This is a genomic window from Novosphingobium anseongense (assembly GCF_037482895.1).
In the GTDB taxonomy this organism is placed as follows: Bacteria; Pseudomonadota; Alphaproteobacteria; order Sphingomonadales; family Sphingomonadaceae; genus Novosphingobium; species Novosphingobium anseongense.
Window position 1 is genome coordinate 638,552 of record NZ_JBBHJZ010000001.1, and the last position, 17,768, is coordinate 656,319.

18 protein-coding genes are annotated in these 17,768 nt (G+C 65.2%); 13 read left to right on the forward strand and 5 right to left on the reverse strand.

Annotated features, from left to right (window positions below; all coding sequences use genetic code 11):
• Nucleotides 1–11: 11 nt before the first annotated feature.
• Nucleotides 12–1,685, reverse strand: a complete 1,674-nt coding sequence (locus tag WG901_RS03150; protein ID WP_339585552.1) for a putative bifunctional diguanylate cyclase/phosphodiesterase — start codon at nucleotides 1,683–1,685, stop codon at nucleotides 12–14.
• Between the two features lie 92 nt (nucleotides 1,686–1,777).
• Nucleotides 1,778–2,716, reverse strand: coding sequence for an isopenicillin N synthase family dioxygenase (locus WG901_RS03155; RefSeq protein ID WP_339585553.1), 939 nt, complete (start codon nucleotides 2,714–2,716; stop codon nucleotides 1,778–1,780).
• A gap of 62 nt (nucleotides 2,717–2,778) precedes the next feature.
• Between WG901_RS03155 and WG901_RS03160 the strand changes: the two genes are divergently transcribed.
• The 3 genes from WG901_RS03160 (at nucleotide 2,779) to WG901_RS03170 (ending at nucleotide 3,824) form a co-directional block, all read left to right on the forward strand.
• A complete protein-coding gene (locus WG901_RS03160) occupies nucleotides 2,779–3,219 on the forward strand; it encodes an EVE domain-containing protein (protein ID WP_339585554.1) in 441 nt (146 codons plus the stop codon).
• Between the two features lie 93 nt (nucleotides 3,220–3,312).
• Nucleotides 3,313–3,495, forward strand: a complete 183-nt coding sequence (locus WG901_RS03165; protein WP_339585555.1) for a CsbD family protein — start codon at nucleotides 3,313–3,315, stop codon at nucleotides 3,493–3,495.
• A 137-nt stretch (nucleotides 3,496–3,632) separates the two neighbouring features.
• Nucleotides 3,633–3,824, forward strand: coding sequence for a hypothetical protein (locus WG901_RS03170; protein WP_339585556.1), 192 nt, complete (start codon nucleotides 3,633–3,635; stop codon nucleotides 3,822–3,824).
• A gap of 21 nt (nucleotides 3,825–3,845) precedes the next feature.
• Here WG901_RS03170 and WG901_RS03175 read toward each other — a convergent pair whose 3' ends face one another.
• Nucleotides 3,846–5,153: an MFS transporter gene (locus tag WG901_RS03175; RefSeq protein WP_339585557.1), complete on the reverse strand. Its 1,308-nt coding sequence runs from the start codon at nucleotides 5,151–5,153 to the stop codon at nucleotides 3,846–3,848.
• Nucleotides 5,154–5,269: 116 nt separating this feature from the next.
• Here WG901_RS03175 and pgsA point away from each other — a divergent pair, with 116 nt between their 5' ends.
• The 3 genes from pgsA (at nucleotide 5,270) to WG901_RS03190 (ending at nucleotide 8,748) form a co-directional block, all read left to right on the forward strand.
• Nucleotides 5,270–5,863: a CDP-diacylglycerol--glycerol-3-phosphate 3-phosphatidyltransferase gene (gene pgsA, locus WG901_RS03180; RefSeq protein ID WP_339585558.1), complete on the forward strand. Its 594-nt coding sequence runs from the start codon at nucleotides 5,270–5,272 to the stop codon at nucleotides 5,861–5,863.
• 427 nt (nucleotides 5,864–6,290) lie between these two features.
• Nucleotides 6,291–7,592 carry a TonB-dependent receptor plug domain-containing protein gene (locus WG901_RS03185; protein WP_339585559.1) on the forward strand — a complete coding sequence of 434 codons (1,302 nt, stop codon included), beginning with the start codon at nucleotides 6,291–6,293 and terminating at the stop codon, nucleotides 7,590–7,592.
• Entirely contained in the window at nucleotides 7,531–8,748 is a 1,218-nt protein-coding gene (locus WG901_RS03190; protein WP_339586639.1) for a TonB-dependent receptor, read from the forward strand. Before WG901_RS03185 ends, WG901_RS03190 begins: the two co-directional genes overlap by 62 nt.
• Before the next feature lie 51 nt (nucleotides 8,749–8,799).
• Here WG901_RS03190 and WG901_RS03195 read toward each other — a convergent pair whose 3' ends face one another.
• The gene (locus WG901_RS03195) at nucleotides 8,800–9,696 is read right to left on the reverse strand and encodes a hydrogen peroxide-inducible genes activator (protein WP_339585560.1); all 897 of its coding nucleotides are present in this window, start codon (nucleotides 9,694–9,696) and stop codon (nucleotides 8,800–8,802) included.
• On the reverse strand, nucleotides 9,693–10,931 hold the full coding sequence (gene rnd, locus WG901_RS03200) for a ribonuclease D (protein WP_339585561.1): 1,239 nt from the start codon (nucleotides 10,929–10,931) through the stop codon (nucleotides 9,693–9,695). Before rnd ends, WG901_RS03195 begins: the two co-directional genes overlap by 4 nt.
• 115 nt (nucleotides 10,932–11,046) lie before the next feature.
• Here rnd and aspS point away from each other — a divergent pair, with 115 nt between their 5' ends.
• From aspS to WG901_RS03235, 7 genes are all read left to right on the forward strand, one after another.
• Nucleotides 11,047–12,831, forward strand: a complete 1,785-nt coding sequence (aspS, locus tag WG901_RS03205) for an aspartate--tRNA ligase (protein WP_339586640.1) — start codon at nucleotides 11,047–11,049, stop codon at nucleotides 12,829–12,831.
• A 104-nt stretch (nucleotides 12,832–12,935) separates the two neighbouring features.
• Complete coding sequence (locus WG901_RS03210) at nucleotides 12,936–13,844, forward strand: hypothetical protein (RefSeq protein WP_339585562.1); 909 nt, start codon at nucleotides 12,936–12,938, stop codon at nucleotides 13,842–13,844.
• A 129-nt stretch (nucleotides 13,845–13,973) separates the two neighbouring features.
• On the forward strand, nucleotides 13,974–14,210 hold the full coding sequence (locus tag WG901_RS03215; protein WP_217400351.1) for an acyl carrier protein: 237 nt from the start codon (nucleotides 13,974–13,976) through the stop codon (nucleotides 14,208–14,210).
• Nucleotides 14,211–14,334: 124 nt separating this feature from the next.
• On the forward strand, nucleotides 14,335–15,600 hold the full coding sequence (fabF, locus tag WG901_RS03220; RefSeq protein WP_339585563.1) for a beta-ketoacyl-ACP synthase II: 1,266 nt from the start codon (nucleotides 14,335–14,337) through the stop codon (nucleotides 15,598–15,600).
• Complete coding sequence (gene mltG / locus WG901_RS03225) at nucleotides 15,600–16,574, forward strand: endolytic transglycosylase MltG (RefSeq protein WP_339585564.1); 975 nt, start codon at nucleotides 15,600–15,602, stop codon at nucleotides 16,572–16,574. Before fabF ends, mltG begins: the two co-directional genes overlap by 1 nt.
• Before the next feature lie 93 nt (nucleotides 16,575–16,667).
• Nucleotides 16,668–17,201 (forward strand): peroxiredoxin, encoded by a 534-nt coding sequence (locus tag WG901_RS03230; protein ID WP_339585565.1) that lies wholly within the window; start codon nucleotides 16,668–16,670, stop codon nucleotides 17,199–17,201.
• Entirely contained in the window at nucleotides 17,198–17,746 is a 549-nt protein-coding gene (locus tag WG901_RS03235; RefSeq protein ID WP_339585566.1) for a 2'-5' RNA ligase family protein, read from the forward strand. The genes WG901_RS03230 and WG901_RS03235 overlap by 4 nt, the downstream gene beginning before the upstream one ends.
• Nucleotides 17,747–17,768: the final 22 nt, after the last annotated feature.

Consider the following 17,768-nt stretch of genomic DNA (forward strand, 5'->3'; position numbering starts at 1 on the left):
GGCTAGGCGGGTCAACCCTGGCTTGCGGCCTTGGGATCGGTCGCTGGCAAAGCGCTCTCCACCGGCGGCGCCGGCTGGTCGCTGAGCAGATCGAGGCTCGCGAGCCGGTCGCGCGTGACGTTGCCGGGCTGCGGCTGTCCGTAAAGGAAGCCTTGCCCCTTGATGTCGCCGTACTGCATCAGCCGCGCGAGGATTTCCTTGTTCTCGATGCCCTCGGCGGTGACGGGCAGGCCGAGATCCTTGCCGAGGCGGGTGACCGCGTCGACGATCGCCGCGCTGTCGCTGTCCTCGGTCAGGTTCGTCACGAACATGCGGTCGATCTTGATCCGGTCGAACGGCAGGCTGCGCAGCTGCGCGAGCGATGAATAGCCCGTGCCGAAATCGTCGAGGCTGATGCGGATGCCCTGGTTCTTGAGGCTGGTGACCAAGGTGCGCACTTCGGCGACGTTCTCGTGCAGGCACGATTCGGTGATCTCGATCTCGAGCCGGTGTGGCGGGAAATTCGCCTCGACCAGCATCTTGAGCAGCTTCTGCGCGAACCACGGATCGCGCATCTGCAGCGGCGAGATGTTGACCGAGAGCGTGAGCCTCGCGTCCCAGGTCTTCGCGTCTTCGAGCGCCTGGGCGATCACGCTTTCGGAAAGGTCGGCGATCGCGCCGATCTCTTCGGCGATGGGGATGAAGATCTCGGGGCTGATCACGCCGAGCGCAGGCGATTTCCACCGCGCGAGCATCTCGAAGCCGGTGAGCTCGCCGCTGGCGAGGTCGATCTGCTGTTCGTAGAACGGCACGAATTCGCCGAGGCGGATGCCGCGGCGGATGCCCTGCTCGATCTCGCGGCGGAAGCGCAATTCGTTCTGCATCGGCGCGTCGAACCAGAAGTAGCGGTTCTTTCCTGCGCGCTTGGCATGGTACATCGCGATGTCGGCCATGTGCAGAAGCGTATGCGCATCGGCCGGCTCTTCGCCGACCTCTCGCGAGAAGTCGCTGCGGGTGAGGCCCAGCGACGCGGTGATTTCGATGCCGCTGCCGCTCACGTCTGAGCGCGTGGCGATCGCTTCGATCAGCGCCACGGCGAGATCGTCGATCACCTCGGGGCGCTTGGGGTCGAGTGGCAGGACGCAGGCGAACTCGTCGCCGCCGAGACGCGCGAGCAGCCCGCGCTTGGGCAGCAGTGCCGCGATCCGCGTCGCGCATTCGCGCAGCACCTGGTCGCCCGTGGAGTGGCCGTTGAAGTCGTTGATCTGCTTGAAGTTGTCGAGGTCGATCATGACCAGTGCGACGACTTCGCCCCGATCGGTGCCAGCGCTGATGAGCTCGGCCGTGGCATCGGCCAGGCTGCGGCGGTTTAGGCAACCGGTCAGCGGGTCGGTTTCGGCCAGGAGCTTGGCCTGTTCCTCGGCCTTGCGGCGTTCCTGAACTTCCTGGCTGAGCTGGCGATAGCGGCGCCAGCCGAAGATGATCAGCGCGATGTTGAGCAGGAGCGCGCTGGTCAGCGCCTTGTCGGGGCCGAGGCCGCCCGCGAAGGAGCGTACGACCTGGGGGACGACGACTCCGCCGGTGCCCACGAACATGATGATCGCGGCGGTGGCGATGCCGAGTGCAACCATGTCGCGTTCGGCCTTGCCGAAGCGGTTTCTCGAGCCGTCCCTGGGGTCGCCGGGATTATGTTTCGTGTCCGCCATCCGCGTACCTTTTTCCCGCAATGTGCGGAGGATACCCGGGGCGGTCTGAAATTTCGGTTAAGCCCAAAGTCTAGCTGCGATCGGACGTGCTGTTATTTCTTCAGGCCGATTTCGCGCAGACGTTCCTGCAGATAGTCGTCGGCCGAGATCGACACCGGATAGCGATCGGGATTCTCGGTCGAAACGCATTGCGGCAAGGTGGCGAAGCGGAAGTCGCTGCGCAGGTGCAGGAAGAATGGCATCGAATAGCGGCTGTGCCCGGCGCGTGCGCCGGCCGGATTGCGCACGCGGTGCGTGGTCGAAGGCAGGACGTGGTTGGTCAGCCGCTGCAGCATGTCGCCGATGTTGATCACGACCGCGCCCTCGGGCGGCGCCACGGGCAGCCAGGAGCCATCTTTCGCGAGCAGCTCGAGCCCGGCCTCTTCGGCGCCGAGCAGCAGGGTGATCAGGTTGATGTCCTCGTGCGCGCCGGCACGGATCGCGCCGCCCTGATCGGGCCCGACCGGCGGATAGTGGAGCAGGCGTAGCACCGAATTGCCGTCGGCGATGGCCGGATCGAACCAGTCGGCGACTAGGCCCAGGTGCACGGCGATGCGCGAGAGGATCACCGAGCCGACACGGTCGAATTCGGCGAACAGCGGCTCGAACACCTCGCGGAAACCCTCGGGCCGGCGGGGCCAGACGTTGGGTGGCATCGAGCTCGTCGCGAGCGGGTGCCCGGCAGGCAGGTCGCGGCCGACGTGCCAGAACTCTTTCAGATCGGTCTCCTGTGCGCCCTTGGCTATCTCGGTGCGGAACGGCGTATAGCCGCGCGCGCCCGACATGCCCTGGAGCAAGTAGGAGCGTTTCTCTTCCTCGGGCAGAGCGAAGAGCTCTGCGGTTAGTCGCCAAGCGTCGGCGATCAGCTTGGAGTCGATGCCGTGATCGCGCACGAGCGCGAAGCCGAAGGCGCGGAAAGAATTGCCGATCTCGTCCGAAAACCGCTGCGGTTCGTCGGCGAGGCTCAGCACGGGGAGGGTCTGGAGGTCCATGGCTTTCCCAGTCCGGAAATGGTCGTTATGCCCGCCCTCTACCGGACAATGGGCAGGCATGCATGACCAAAATCAATGACGCAGGCACGGAAGCGCCGCGCTACTGGCTGTTGAAGTCGGAGCCCGACGCCTATGGCTGGAACGATCTCGTCGCCGAGGGCGAGGGCACCTGGGACGGCGTGCGGAATCACCGCGCCGCGAACAACCTGCGAGCGATGAAGCAGGGCGACAAGGCGTTCTTCTACCACTCGAACATCGGGCTCGAGATCGTCGGCATCGTCACCATCAGCCAGGCGGGCCTGACCGATCCCAGCGATCCCGAGGGCAAGTGGGCGGCGGTCAAGGTCAAGCCGGATCGGAAGCTCAAGCGGCCCGTGAGCCTGAAGGAGATCAAAGCCGATCCCGCGCTTGCCGACATGGAGCTCGTGCGCCTGTCGCGGCTGTCTGTGGCCGAACTGACACCGCAGGAGTGGGACTATGTCCTCGGCATGGCGGGGGGCTGATACACTCTTTTACGGAACCAAGCGCGCCTCGGGCACGTTCCCTTTCCGAAGCCTGAGACATCGGTCTCGGCGCCCAGGACAAGGAGTTACGACATGGGTGAACTCAAGGACAAGGCCAAGGGCCTCGCGAACGAAATCGCCGGCAACGTCAAGCAGGCCGCCGGCAAGGCCAATGACGATCCCGCGCTGCACGCCGAAGGCAAGGCGCAGGAACGCAAGGGTGAAGCACAGAACCTGCTCGGCAAGGTGAAGGGCGCTCTCGGCGACAAGGTCTGACGCGTTTCGCGATTGAAGAAAGAAGGGTCGTTCCCACGGGAGCGGCCCTTTTTCGTGTCTGTCCCGGAACGGGAAGGCGCGCATAGGTCTAGGTTAACCGGCTAGTACGATGGTGAAGAATTCCTTAACTCCACTGCATGACCAAGCGACGCGCCCTTGTCCTTTCGGACGAATCCGCCCGGCATCCGTTCCTCGCGAGCCTGCCGGCGCACGTGCGCCGCGTGGATCGTGATCTCGACGTGCGCAGCCGCACCGAAGGTACCGGCTGGCGCGATTTTTTGACCGCCTACAGCGCCTGCCTGGCGGCGGTCGCGACCTTCATCGCCTGACCTTAGGATGGGATGCGGCCTTCAGGCCGCGGCCGATAGTTCGGCCTTGTAGAGCAGCCGGCCGAGCCAGGCCGAGCCCAGGCACATCGCCGCGACGAGCAGGAGCTGGTCGGCGATGGCGACGCCCCCGGCGCTGAGGCCGACAGCGAGCAGCGATCCGACTACCATGGCCCCCGAATTGACGATGTTGTTCGCCGCGATCGTGCGCGCCGTCTGCGACTTGTCGACCGAGGTGGTGAGGAAGGCGTAGAGCGGCACGACGAACATGCCGCCGGCAATCGCGATGCCCAACAGGGTACCGAGCAGCGGCAGGGCCAGTGGCTGAACGATGAAGCCGGCCACATCGAGTAGCCCATCGATTTCCTGTGTACCCCAGTTGGCGCAAACCAGATGGAACGCGACGACGAAGACGCCCATGACGATGACCGAGGCGGGCGAATAGCGTGCCGAGACCTTGCCTTTCAGCAGGGCGTTGATCGTCATCGAGCCGATCGCGATGCCCACCGAGAAGATCACAAGGAACAGGCTGGCCACTTCCTTGCTGGCATGGAGCACGTTCTTGGCGAGCGGCGGAAACTGGATGAACAGGACGGCGCCGATCGTCCAGAAGAACGAGATCGCCATGATCGCGAGGAATACGCGGCGCTCGTCCATCGTCTTGCGGATCAAGGTCGCCGACGAGCGGAACACGTGGAAGTCGAGCGGCTGCGCGGCGGTGAGCGGCGGGGCGGGGGGGACCTGGCGGCCGGCGAAATAGCCGACCACCGCGGTCAGCACCACGCAGAGCGCTGCCCATTCGACCTCGATCCAGCCCGCCAGTATCGTTCCGGCGAGCACCGCCATGTAGGTGCCGGCTTCGACCAGCCCCGTTCCGGCGAGAACCTCGTCCGATTTCAGATGCTGCGGCAGGATGGCGTACTTGATCGGGCCGAAGAAGGTCGAATGGATACCCATGGCGAAGAGCGCGAGCAGCATCAGCGGGATCGCCACGGTCTTGACCAGCATGCCCTGCCAGGCGAGCACCAGGCCGGCGCCGCCGACCAGCATGATCAGGATTTCGCAGAACTTGACGATGCGGATGATCTTCGCCTTGTCGCGCATGTCGGCGAGCTGGCCCGACAGCGCCGAGAGCACGAAGAAGGGAATGATGAACAGCGCCGAGGCGATCGCGCTGAACCGCGCTTCCTCGGCCTCCGAGTTGTAGACGCTGTAAACGACGTACAACACCATGGCGTTCTTGAAGAGGTTGTCGTTGAAGGCGCCGAGCAGCTGGGTAACGAAAAGCGGCAGAAACCGGCGCGTGCCGATGAGGTGCGTGGTTGTTGTCATGGCCTCGTGTTCGGCAGTCTCTCTTGGCGCGCGACCCTAGCGGTTGCTTGGCCGTCCACAACCCCTTCTAGCGCCTCTTTTGTGCAGAAGTGTTACCCGCTATCTCTGGTGGCACGATGCTGACTCTGCCCAACATTCTCACGCTCTCGCGGATAGTCGCCCTGCCGATCCTGGCCGCCCTGCTATGGTGGCCGACCTGGCGCACGGGCTATGGAATCGCTTTCGTGGTCTATTGCCTGATGGGCATCACCGACTATTTCGACGGCTACCTGGCGCGCGCCCAGGGCACGGTGTCCAAGCTGGGCGTCTTCCTCGATCCGATCGCCGACAAGATCATGGTGGCGACGGTGGTCCTCGTCCTGACCGCGCAGGGCGTCCTCACTGGTCCCTATGTCGGCGACATGCACGTGATCGCCGGGCTGGTGATCCTGATCCGCGAGATTGCGGTTTCGGGACTGCGCGAATTCCTTGGTGGTCTGCAGGTATCGGTGCCGGTGAGCCGCCTGGCCAAGTGGAAGACGACTTTCCAGCTCGTTTGCCTGGGCGCGCTGATCCTGGGTAACGCGCTGCCTGGCTGGACGCTGACCCTGGCCGGCTTCACTTTCAACCTGCCGCATACGGTCGGTCTCACCACGCTCTGGGCCGCGGCGGCGCTGACTCTCGTGACCGGATGGGATTATCTGCGGGTCGGTCTCAAACACATGGATTGATCGTGCGCCTTCCGCGCGCGTTTCCGAATATTCATTGCCTCTTCCCAAGTGCATGAACGGATTGGTATTTTCGTTAAACGCCTATAGCTTACCTAGGTTACTAGTTTTCTGAAAGTCGAGGGGCAGTCATCGTCACGACGATACTGTGGAATAACTTAATGCGTTCGTGGAAACGCATTGTCTGCGATACGCAGTCGCTTATACTCCCGCCTTGAAAAACAAGAATTGGGAGCAATTCCAGACCGCTTGAAGACTCGCTCCGGCCCGCAATGGCGCGCGCCGGCAACCGAGCGCAGCGGCTGAGAATGGCCGGCCCGAGCGGGTCGGTCCTCATGGGGAGGAAGCGATGAAGCTGACTGGCATGTCCCGTAATTCTCTGCTCGCGTCCACGGCAATCACGATAGGCATAGGCCTGCCGTTACAAGCCTTGGCTCAGACGTCCGAAGGCACCGTCGGGCTCGAGGAAATCGTCGTCACCGCGCAGAAGCGCGAACAGAGTCTTCAGGACGTTCCGATCGCGGTGACCGCGGTCACCCAGGAAAACCTCCAGGCCAACCGTATCTTCACGGTCAACGATCTCTCGGCGGTCGCGCCGGGCGTGACGGTAAAACCCTCGGCCGGTGGTATCTCGACTCCATCGTTCACGATCCGCGGCCAGACGAGCTTCGGCGTCGTCGCCGGTTCGGACAAGCAGGTCTCGATCTATGTCGATGGCGTCTACATCGGCTCTCCGCGTGGCTCGATCTTCCAGCTGCCCGACATCCAGCGGCTCGAAGTGCTGCGCGGTCCGCAGGGTACGCTGTTCGGTCGCAACGCCACGGCCGGCGCGATCAGCGTGACCACGCGCGATCCCACCGGTGACGCGCGCGTGAAGCTCGAAGGGTCTTACGGCAACTACGACGCCTATCGCCTGCGCGCGACGGTGGAGACGCCGCAATTCGGTCCGTTCAGCGCCTACTTCAGCTACGTGCGCGACTATCGCCGCGGCGAGATCCGCAACGCCGCCGAAGGCACCCTGTGGGATCGCAGCAATTCGCCCTCGGGCTTCGGCGTGAAGCGCTCGCCGCGCTGGCTCGGGACGGTCGATTCGAATTCCTACTTCGCGGCAGTGAAGTTCGAGCCAAGCGACAGCTTCAAGCTGGTCTACAAATACGACCGCAACGACGACAAAGGCACGCCCGAAGGCACCGGCTTCATCGGCTATGACGCGGCGGCTGGCGGCGGCCTGCTCGGCGGCGTGCTGACCGCGCTCTATTCGAGCCAGCCGACCTATGCGGCCCGATGGCAAGCGCCCCGACGTCGTCACCAACGCCTGGGTGACCGCGCGCGAGCAGCGCGTTCAGGGCCACAGCGCGACCGCGACCTGGCAGGCGACCGACTCGATCGTCGTCAAGAACATCTTCGCCTATCGCAAGGCGACGGTCTTCGCGCCGTCGGCGATCGACGGCGTCGGCACGCTGACATTCACCCCGCAGGTGGTCCAGCCCTTCGCGCTGCTTTCGGCGGTCGGTCAGATCGGCGCGGGCTTCTTCGCCCTGCCGCAGGCGCAGCAGGCGGCGATCCTCGGTCAGTTCGCCGCGGGCCTCACGCCGCTGGTCGGTTCGCGCGTCGCCATCGTCAATTCGCAGGCTTCTTCGATCGCCAAGCAGTGGAGCGACGAACTCCAGGTGAACTATACCTCGGAACGCCTCCAGGCGACGCTGGGCGCGCTGTGGTATCACTCGGATGACGAGGCCGGCGGGCCGATCGGGCAGCAGAACACGCTGACCTTCGGTACCTTCCTGCCGGCCACGGGCGTGATCCCGCTCGGCAACGAAGGGCGCTACTTCAACAAGGCGACCTCGCTCGCCGCCTATGCCCAGCTCGAGTTCAAGGTGACGCCCGAGCTGGAGATCGTCGGCGGCGCACGTGTGACCTACGACAAGAAGACGAGTTCGTTCCGTTGGAACGTGCGCAGCGCCACGACCGGGGTGGTCTCGCCGCGACCGCTGATCGTGCCGCCCGAATACAGCAAGACCAAGCCCAACATCCTGATCGGCGTGAACTGGAAGCCGAGCCAGGAAATGCTGCTCTACGCGAAGTATTCGACCAGCTTCGTGTCTGGCGGCTCGACCGCTGGCATCGTCTATGAACCCGAGACCGCCAGCTCGGTCGAACTCGGCTTCAAGGGCGATTTCCTGAACAACCGCCTGCGCACCAACCTTGCGCTGTTCCATGTCGACTATAACCACTTCCAGTCGCCGCAATCGACCACGGCGGCGAACTCGGTGGCGGCGGTCTTGCCGACCCTGACAACGCTCTACGGCGCGGCTACGGCGGGCGAGCTGATCTCGAGCCTGTCCACCTTCGTGGTGGATCAAGGCAAGATCCGGGCGCGTGGTTTCGAACTCGAAGTCACGGCAGCGCCGACCCGCGGCCTGACCCTCGGGGGCAGCGTCAGCTATACCGACGTCAAGTTCCCCTTCATCAACCCGGCGGTCCTGGCTGGAGCGGGCGGCGTGTTTCGCGTGACGGCGCGACCGAAGTGGACCGCGAGCGCCTATGGCTCCTACGAGACCGAACCGTTGTTCGGCGAAGCGACGCTGAACTTCCGCGCGGACGTGCTCTATCGTTCGAAGATCCTCTACAGCCTCAATCCCGCGATCGACATCTACGCGTCGCGTAGCAATGCCTCGATGGCTGAGGTGAAGGGCTTCGCGCTGGTCAACGGCCGCGTGGCGCTGCGCCATCTGGCGATCGCCGGGGCCGATGCAGAACTCGCGGTTTGGGGCAAGAACCTGACCAACCGCAAGGATGCCACCTTCGCGCTGTTCACCCCGCTCGCGACCTCGGCGAACTACGTCGCGCCGCGCACCTACGGCGTCGAGCTCAGCATCGAATTCTGATAACAGGGGCGCGCCCGGGCCGGATGGTCCGGGCGCCGTCGCGGGCTGCGATCAGCCGGTCCGCAGTTCCTCGGCGAGCAGCCGAAATTCCTCGGCGCGCGGACTGTTCTTGCGCCAGACCAGCGCGATCTCGCGATTGGCGTTCGGCGCGTTCAACGGTCGGGCGACGACGTTGGTGCCGTTGAGGATGCCAGCATCGAGCGCCATCTCGGGCAGCATCGTCAGGCCCAGGCCGTTGTCGACCATCTGCACGAGCGTGTGCAGCGAAGTGCCGATCATCGTCGCGCTGGCGCGCAGCTCGGGCCGGTTACATGCGGCCAGGGCGTGATCCTTGAGGCAATGGCCGTCTTCAAGCAGCAGCAGCCGGTTTTCGTCGATCGCCGCTGGTGAGATCTCGGCGGGAGGATCGCGGGGATCGTCCTTGGGGAATGCGACGAAGAAGGCGTCGAGCTCAATCGTCTCCTTCTCGACCTCGCCCGCGGGATAGGGCAGGGCGAGCAGGACGCAGTCGGCGCGGCCGTGGTGCAGCGACTCGATCGCCGCCGCGCTCGGCTCCTCGCGCAGGAAAAGCTTGAGATTGGGACGCTCGCGCCGCAGCCGCGGCAGCATGCGCGGCAGCAGGAACGGTGCGATCGTCGGGATCACGCTCATCCGCACCTCGCCCGAGAGCGGCTGGCCGCTCGACTGGACGAGCTCCGAAAGCTCCTCGGCCTCGCGCAGGATGCGGTGGGCCTTTGCGACCACGGCATTGCCCAGCGGGGTGAAGCGCACCGCGCGCTTGGTGCGCTCGACCAGGACGACGCCGAGCAGGGCCTCGAGATCGCGCAGACCGGCGGACAGCGTCGACTGCGAAACGAAGGTGGCTTCGGCGGCGCGGCCGAAGTGGCCATGCTCGTGGAGCGCAACGAGATATTGAAGCTGTTTGAGGGTCGGGTGGTAGACCGTCACGCGGCGGTGTCGCCGACAGAATCGCCTTGGCTATCGTCCGCCACCTGCTCGGGTGCTTCCTCGACCACGTCGTCGACGTGCGTCATCTTGAGCTTACCGTCGACCACCGCAAAGGCCATCTTGCCCTCGACGAGGTCGAGCGCATCGTGGCCGAAGACGTCGTAGCGCCAGCCTTCGAGGATCGGCAGTTTCTTGCGCACACCAGCGGCCAGCATCTCGAGCTCGTCGCTGCGTGCGAGCAGGCGGGCGGCGACGTCGATCTCGCGGCTGCGGATCTTGAGCAGCAACTTGAGCAGATCGGCGACGAGCGCGCCTTCCTTGCCCAGCGGTGCTCCGCGCGGTGCGCGCGGGGGCATCTCGGCATCGGTCAGAGGCTGGGCGTCGGCCAGGGTCTGCATCAGGCGCCGGCCGATCTCGTTGTCCTTCCAGCCGGCGGAGAGTCCGCGGACCTTCGCGAGGTCGGCCTGGGTCTTGGGCGGATGGCTGGCGATGTCGGCTACGGTCTCGTCGCGAGCGATGCGGCCGCGCGGGATGTTCTTGTCCTGCGCCTCGACCTCGCGCCAGGCGGCGAGCGCGCGCAGGCGGCCGAGCACCGTGGCGTTGCGGCTCGGCGCCTTGATCCGCTCCCAGGCCTCGTTCGGATCGTTGCGGTAGTTCTCGGGATCGGCGAGCTTTTCCATCTCCTGGTCGAGCCAGGCACCACGGCCGGTCTTCTTCAGGCGTGCGAGGATCTTGGGGAAGATCTTGCACAGGTGGGTGACATCGCCGATCGCATATTCGATCTGCCGCTCGGTCAACGGCCGGCGCGACCAGTCGGTGAAGCGCGCGCCCTTGTCGACGACGATGCCCAGCCAGGACTCGACCATATTCGAATAGCCGATCTGCTCGGACTGGCTGATCGCCATCATCGCGATCTGCGTGTCGAAGATCGGGTGCGGGGTGCGGCCGGTGAAATTGTAGACGATCTCGACGTCCTGGCCGCCGGCGTGGAAGACCTTGAGGACCTCCTCGTTGTCGGTCAGCAGGTCCCACAGGGGCTTCATGTCGAGACCGGGCGCCAGCGGATCGACCGCGGCGGCCTCTTCGGTATTGGCGATCTGCACCAGGCACAGCTCGGGCCAGTAGGTGTTCTCGCGCATGAATTCGGTGTCGACGGTGACGAAATCGGATTTCGCAAGGCGGCCGCAGAGGTCGGCCAGCGCGTCGGTAGTGGTAATCAGAGGGTGTATCTTCATGGGTCTTTGTTCTGTTATGGGCCCGTGCGGGCCCTCGGCTTGACAAAATTGCGGCCATCGCCTGTTAGCCGCGCGCTCCCCCTGCCTTATTGGCGGCCGAATGGAAAGACTTTCGATGCATCCCTATCGCTCACACACCTGCGGCGCTCTCAATGCGGAGCATGTCGGCGAGACCGTCCGCCTCTCGGGCTGGGTGCACCGCAAGCGCGATCACGGCGGTGTGCTCTTCGTCGATCTGCGCGATCACTATGGCATGACCCAGATCGTCGCCGACAGCGACAGCCCGGCGCTGGCCGTGCTCGAGTCGCTGCGCGCCGAGAGCGTCGTGACGATCAACGGCGTGGTAAAGGCGCGCGCCGAGGGCACCGCCAACGCCAATCTGCCGACCGGTGCGATCGAGGTCTTCGCGCGTGAGGCGATCGTGCTGTCGCGCGCCGAGGAACTGCCGCTGCCCGTCGCGGGCGAACAGGAATATCCCGAGGATATCCGTCTGCGCTACCGCTTCCTCGACCTGCGCCGCGAGACGCTCCACGCCAACATCGTCAAGCGGACCCAGATCATCTCGGACCTGCGCCGCGGCATGGAAGGCGCGGGCTTCACCGAATATTCGACGCCGATCCTGACCGCGTCCTCGCCCGAGGGCGCGCGCGACTTCCTGGTGCCGAGCCGCATCCACGCGGGCAAGTTCTACGCGCTGCCACAGGCGCCGCAGCAGTACAAGCAGCTGCTGATGGTCGCCGGCTTCGACCGCTATTTCCAGATCGCCCCCTGTTTCCGCGACGAGGACCCGCGCGCCGACCGTCTGCCGGGCGAGTTCTACCAGCTCGATCTCGAGATGAGCTTCGTCACCCAGGAAGAGATCTGGGATACGCTCGAGCCCGTGATCGCCAGCACCTTCGAGACCTTCGCCGAGGGCAAGGCCGTGACGCCGGCCGGCCAGTGGCCGCGCATCCCCTACAGCGAGGCCGTGCTCAAGTACGGCACCGACAAGCCCGACCTGCGCAACCCGATCCTGATCCACGACGTCGGCAGCCACTTCGAGACCTCGGGCTTCGGCCTGTTCGAGAAGATCGTCGGCTCGGGCGGCAAGGTCCGCGCGATCCCGGCGCCGAACACCGCCGACAAGAGCCGCAAGTTCTTCGACGAGATGAACGAATGGGCACGCGCCGAAGGCCATGCCGGCCTGGGCTACGTCACCCGCAAGGGCGGTGAATTTGGCGGCCCGATCGCCAAGAACCACGGCGAAGAGGGCATGAAGGCGCTCTACGACGCGATGGGGCTCGGCCCCGACGACGGCTGCTTCTTCGCTGCCGGCAAGGAAGAGCAGGCGGCCAAGCTCGCGGGCTTGGCGCGCACCCGTGTTGGCGACCAGCTCGGCCTGATCGCCAAGGACCGCTACGACTTCTGCTGGATCGTCGACTTCCCGTTCTTCGAATACAACGAGGACGAGAAGAAGGTCGACTTCGCGCACAACCCGTTCTCGATGCCGCAGGGCGGTCTCGAAGCGCTGGAGAACCAGGATCCGCTGACGATCAAGGCCTTCCAGTATGACGCCGTCTGCAACGGCTACGAGGTCGCCTCGGGCTCTATCCGTAACCAGAGCCCCGAGCTGATGGTCAAGGCCTTCGAGCTCACCGGGCTCAGCCAGGCCGACGTCGAGGAGCGCTTCGGCGGCCTCTATCGCGCCTTCCAATACGGCGCTCCGCCGCACGGCGGCGCGGCTTTCGGCATCGACCGCCTGGTCATGCTCCTCTGCGGCGCGCAGAACCTGCGCGAGATCACGCTGTTCCCGATGAACCAGCGCGCCGAGGACCTGCTGATGGGCGCGCCCTCGAACGCCGAGCTCAAGCAGCTGCGCGAACTGCACATCCGCGTGATCGAGCCGCAGGCGAAGGCTTGAGGGCTGCCGTCGTCGTCTCTGCGAACGCGGGGATGACGGGGCAGGGATGATGGGCTACCCCTTCTCGCGGATCGAGAAGGGGGCTTCCGATGATACGTGCCGGATTGCGTGGACTCACCGCGAGCGTGCTGCTGCTCACCACGGCGGCTCAAGCCGAAGTGCTCACGGTCGAAGGCGTCTATCCCGCCGACAGCGATGGCGCCGCGGCGATGAAGACGATTGCGGTGGAATCGTTCGGTGGTTCCGACGGGGCCGATCTCGCGATCCGCATCGAGGATGCCCTGCGCGCCGTCGAGATCGACGGTCGCCCCTATTTCCGTGTGCTGCCCAGCGCCAGTGGCGGCGCCGACGGCGTGCTGCGCGGCACGGCCACGGCTGAGATCAAGCGCGAACGCTATACCGAACAGCGCGAGCGCTGCGTCGCCAAGGACGCAAACGGCAAGTGCACCGAGAAGCGCAAGGAAGACGTGCGCTGCACGCGCCGGCGGATCGAGCTCGTGCCCAACGTGCGTCTGATCGCTGTGCGCGACGGCGCCCTGGTCCATGCCGATAGCCAGCTCGAACAGGCCACGGATTCGCGCTGCGAGGACAATTCGTCCGAACAGCGCTCGCCCGAGACCGTGGTGCGCGAACTCACGGGCCGCATTGCCGGCCGCCTGCGCGGTGCCCTGGCGCCGACCTGGCGCCGCGAATCGATCCGCGTGCTCGAGGATCGCAAGGGCCTGTCGCGCGAGGATGGCGAGAAATTCAAGAACGCGCTGCGGCTGACCAAGACCGATGCCGGTGCTGCCTGCCGCCAGTGGCAGGCGATTGCCGATGCCAATCCGGGACACGCCGTGACCTTGTTCAACATCGGCCTTTGTGACGAGGCTGCGGGCAATCTGGACGGTGCCGAACGGCTCTATCGCGAGGCCGCGCAGACCTCGCGCGCGGGCAATGTCGGCGATGGGCTGGGGCGGATCGCCGCCCGGCGCCGCGCTTCGCGTCAGCTTGCGGCCCATTCGGCGCGATGAATCGGGTATATTTCCCTGCTGAGGCGTGGCTTTGCCTTGGTGCATCGCCCATTAGGCTTGCCAGCGGCACATGCGTTCTTTAGGGCGACTGCCGAGATTTCCATCCTCCGCTTTAGAAGGGGCAAATGCATGAGCGACACCGCCGATCGGGTTAAGAAGATCGTCGTAGAACACCTCGGTGTAGAAGCCGACAAGGTGACCGAGGACGCGAGCTTCATCGACGATCTGGGCGCCGACAGCCTCGACATCGTCGAGCTGGTCATGGCTTTCGAAGAAGAATTCGGCGTCGAGATCCCGGACGATGCCGCCGAGAAGATCAGCACCGTCTCTGACGCGATCAAGTTCATCAACGACAACAAGGGCTGACAAAGCCCATCATTCCCGGCTGCCCTGAGCCTGTCTAAGGGTCGTCTGTGGGGAGCCAGGGATGAATTATTCGGCAGGCTCGACCTCTCTGGAGGTTGAGCCTGTTGTTTTTTCGGAGAATTGCATGCGTCGTGTCGTCGTAACGGGTCTTGGTCTGGTCACTCCGCTGGGTGCGGACGTGGAAACGACCTGGAGCAATCTGATCGCCGGCAAGTCCGGCGCGGGCCGCATCACCCACTTCGATACCGAAGGCCAGAAGTGCCACATCGCGGCCGAAGTGAAGCCCAAGGACCACCCCTGGGGCTTCGACGCCGACAAGCGCGTCGATCACAAGGTCCAGCGTCAGGTCGATCCCTTCATCGTTTTCGGCATAGATGCCGCCGGCCAGGCGATCGAAGACGCCGGCCTGACCGAGATGACCGAGGAAGAACGCTACATGGCGGGCTGCTCGATCGGTTCGGGCATCGGCGGCCTGCCGGGCATCGAGAGCGAATCGCTCGTGCTCGCCAACAAGGGCCCGACGCGCGTCTCGCCGCACTTCGTGCACGGACGCCTCATCAATCTCATTTCGGGCCAGGTCTCGATCAAGTACGGCCTGATGGGCCCGAACCACGCGGTCGTGACCGCTTGCTCGACCGGCGCTCACTCGATCGGCGACGCTGCGCGCATGATCAAGGACGGCGACGCCGACGTCATGCTGGCGGGCGGCGCCGAGGCTACCATCTGCCCGATCGGCATCGCCGGCTTCGCCCAGGCGCGCGCCCTGTCGACCGCCTTCAACGACGAGCCCGAGAAGGCCAGTCGCCCCTACGACAAGGACCGTGACGGCTTCCTGATGGGCGAGGGCGCCGGTGTCGTCGTGCTCGAAGAGCTCGAACATGCCAAGGCGCGCGGCGCCAAGATCTATGCCGAGGTCATCGGCTACGGCCTCTCGGGCGACGCCTATCACGTCACCGCGCCGCATCCCGAAGGTTCGGGCGCGTTCCGGTCGATGAAGATGGCGCTCAAGAAGGCCGGCCTCGAACCGTCGGACATCGACTACATCAACGCCCACGGCACCTCGACCCCGCTCGGCGACGAGCTCGAACTCGGCGCCGTGCGTCGCCTGTTCGGCGATGCCATCGACACGGTCTCGATGAGCTCGACAAAGTCGGCGATCGGCCACCTGCTTGGTGGCGCCGGGGCGGTGGAAACGATCTTCTGCATCCTCGCGATCCGCGACCAGATCGTGCCGCCGACGCTCAACCTCGATAATCCGAGCGAGAGCTGCGAGGGCGTCGATCTGGTGCCGCACACCGCCAAGAAGCGCCCCGTGCGCGCCGCGCTGAACAACAGCTTCGGCTTCGGGGGCACGAATGCGAGCCTCGTGGTCCGCAAGTACGAAGGCTGATGCTTTCGCGTCGCGGCTTCATCCTGGCAGCGCTGCTTGCGCTGGCCGGTTTCGCCGCGACGTGGGGCGTTTTCGGCGCCTGGTACGGTAGTGGACCGCTGAAGGCGGACCAGGCCTTCGTCGTCCCCGACGGCGCCGGCCTGACCGTGGTCGCGGCCAAGCTGGAGAAGGAAGGCGCGATCGGCTCGGCCGAGGCCTTCCGCCTGCGCGCCCGCTTCTTCGCCAGCGCCGCTCCGATCAAGGCCGGCGAATTCATGCTGCCCAAAGGGGCGAGCCCTTCGAAGATCCTGGCGATCCTCCAAGGCGACGAGATCATCCGCCGCTTCGTCACCGTGCCCGAGGGGATGCCCTCGATCATGGTCTACGAGCGGCTGATGGCGCAGCCGCACCTGACGGGGAAGATCGCGGTACCCGCCGAAGGCTCGATCCTGCCCGATTCCTACGACTTCGCCCGCGGCGAGAGCCGCGAAGCCGTGTTGCGTCGCATGCAGGCGGCGATGCAGCGCCGGCTCAAGGAGCTCTGGGCCGAGCGTTCGCCCAACACCGTGGTGAAGACGCCGCAAGAGGCGATCACGCTGGCCGCGATCGTCGAGAAGGAGACGGGCAAGCCCTCCGAGCGTCGCCAGGTCGCCGGGCTCTATTCGAACCGTGTGCGCACCGGGATGCTGCTCCAGGCCGATCCGACGATCATCTATCCGATCACCAAGGGCAAGCCGCTCGGCCGCCGCATCCGCCAGTCGGAGATCGCCGCGGTCAACGGCTACAACACCTATACGATGGTCGGCCTGCCTCGGGGCCCGATCACCAATCCGGGCAGCGATTCGATCGCTGCCGTGCTCGATCCGGCGCCGACCAAGGCGCTCTACATGGTCGCCGACGGTACGGGCGGCCACGCTTTCGCCGACACTTTGACGCAGCATAATGCCAATGTCGCCAAATGGTTTGCGATCCGGCGCGCGCGTGGGGAATTGTGATCGCCTGAAGCGATCGAAGGTTTTACTTTATCCTGTTTAGGCGATGAAACGACCCCGGCTATCTCGGCGTTCGCCAACAGGAGGAGATAGTCCATGATCCAGCGCCCGATTCCCGACGTGACCCTGAAGACGCGCGTGCGCGACGAGAGCCTGGGCGGTCCCAATCCGTTCCGCTGGGAGGATTTCCGCCTGCGCGACGCTTTTGCCGGCAAGAAGGTGGTGGTCTTCTCGTTGCCAGGCGCCTTCACCCCGACCTGCTCGAACGAGCAGTGCCCGAACTACGAACGGCTATACGAGGAATTCAAGCAGTTCGGCGTCGATGAGGTCTACTGCGTCTCGGTCAACGACGCCTTCGTCATGTACCAGTGGGGCAAGAACCTTGGTCTCAAGAACGTCAAGCTGCTGCCCGACGGTAACGGCGAGTTCACGCGGCGCATGGGCATGCTGATCGACAAGAGCCACCTTGGCTTCGGCTTGCGCTCGTGGCGCTACGCCATGGTGATCGACGACAACGTCATCACCCACTGGTACGAGGAGCCGGGCATCAACGACACCGGCGAGGACCAGGATCCCTATGGAGAGACCGCGCCGGAGAAGCTGCTGGAAGAGCTGAGGGAGCCCGCTTGATCGACCGCGGCGCGCCGGGTGCGGATGCGGCTGCAGCGCCCCGGCGTGCGCCTCTGTTGATCACGGCGGAACTGCCGCAAGGCCTCCACGATTGGGCGAATGGTCTGCGCCGCGCGCACTACCCGCCTGAACGCAATCGCCTGCCGGCACACGTCACGCTGTTCCATGCGCTGCCGCCCTCTGCCGAGGGCGAAGTGCGTCGCCTGCTCGGCGACATGGCCCGCCGAAGGGCTCCCGAGGCGCAAGTGATCGGCTTGATGGATCTGGGGCATGGCACTGCCTTTGCGTTGGATAGCCCCGGCATGGTCGACATCCACGCCGAACTCGCCGAGCGGCTCCACGGCCTGATCCAGCAGCGCGACGACCGCGATCTGCGCCTGCACATCACGATCCAGAAAAAGGTGCCCCGCGCACAGGCCCAGGCGCTGCAGCAGGTGCTGGCGGCCAGTTTCGTACCGCGCAGTTTTCGCTTCCACGGGCTTGCGCTGGCGCACTGGCGTGACGAGCTTTGGCAGCAGGCGCAGTTCTACGCCTTCCGCGGCTAGATCGCGACATGGGACAGTATGG

What these genes read in the sequence shown, in the direction of transcription:
- WG901_RS03150 (WP_339585552.1), bottom strand. Translation starts at nt 1,685, where the DNA reads ATGGCGGACACGAAACATAATCCCGGCGACCCCAGGGACGGCTCGAGA.
- WG901_RS03155 (WP_339585553.1), bottom strand. Translation starts at nt 2,716, where the DNA reads ATGGACCTCCAGACCCTCCCCGTGCTGAGCCTCGCCGACGAACCGCAG.
- WG901_RS03160 (WP_339585554.1), top strand. Translation starts at nt 2,779, where the DNA reads ATGACCAAAATCAATGACGCAGGCACGGAAGCGCCGCGCTACTGGCTG.
- WG901_RS03165 (WP_339585555.1), top strand. Translation starts at nt 3,313, where the DNA reads ATGGGTGAACTCAAGGACAAGGCCAAGGGCCTCGCGAACGAAATCGCC.
- WG901_RS03170 (WP_339585556.1), top strand. Translation starts at nt 3,633, where the DNA reads ATGACCAAGCGACGCGCCCTTGTCCTTTCGGACGAATCCGCCCGGCAT.
- WG901_RS03175 (WP_339585557.1), bottom strand. Translation starts at nt 5,153, where the DNA reads ATGACAACAACCACGCACCTCATCGGCACGCGCCGGTTTCTGCCGCTT.
- pgsA (WP_339585558.1), top strand. Translation starts at nt 5,270, where the DNA reads ATGCTGACTCTGCCCAACATTCTCACGCTCTCGCGGATAGTCGCCCTG.
- rnd (WP_339585561.1), bottom strand. Translation starts at nt 10,931, where the DNA reads ATGAAGATACACCCTCTGATTACCACTACCGACGCGCTGGCCGACCTC.
- aspS (WP_339586640.1), top strand. Translation starts at nt 11,047, where the DNA reads ATGCATCCCTATCGCTCACACACCTGCGGCGCTCTCAATGCGGAGCAT.
- WG901_RS03215 (WP_217400351.1), top strand. Translation starts at nt 13,974, where the DNA reads ATGAGCGACACCGCCGATCGGGTTAAGAAGATCGTCGTAGAACACCTC.
- fabF (WP_339585563.1), top strand. Translation starts at nt 14,335, where the DNA reads ATGCGTCGTGTCGTCGTAACGGGTCTTGGTCTGGTCACTCCGCTGGGT.
- mltG (WP_339585564.1), top strand. Translation starts at nt 15,600, where the DNA reads ATGCTTTCGCGTCGCGGCTTCATCCTGGCAGCGCTGCTTGCGCTGGCC.
- WG901_RS03230 (WP_339585565.1), top strand. Translation starts at nt 16,668, where the DNA reads ATGATCCAGCGCCCGATTCCCGACGTGACCCTGAAGACGCGCGTGCGC.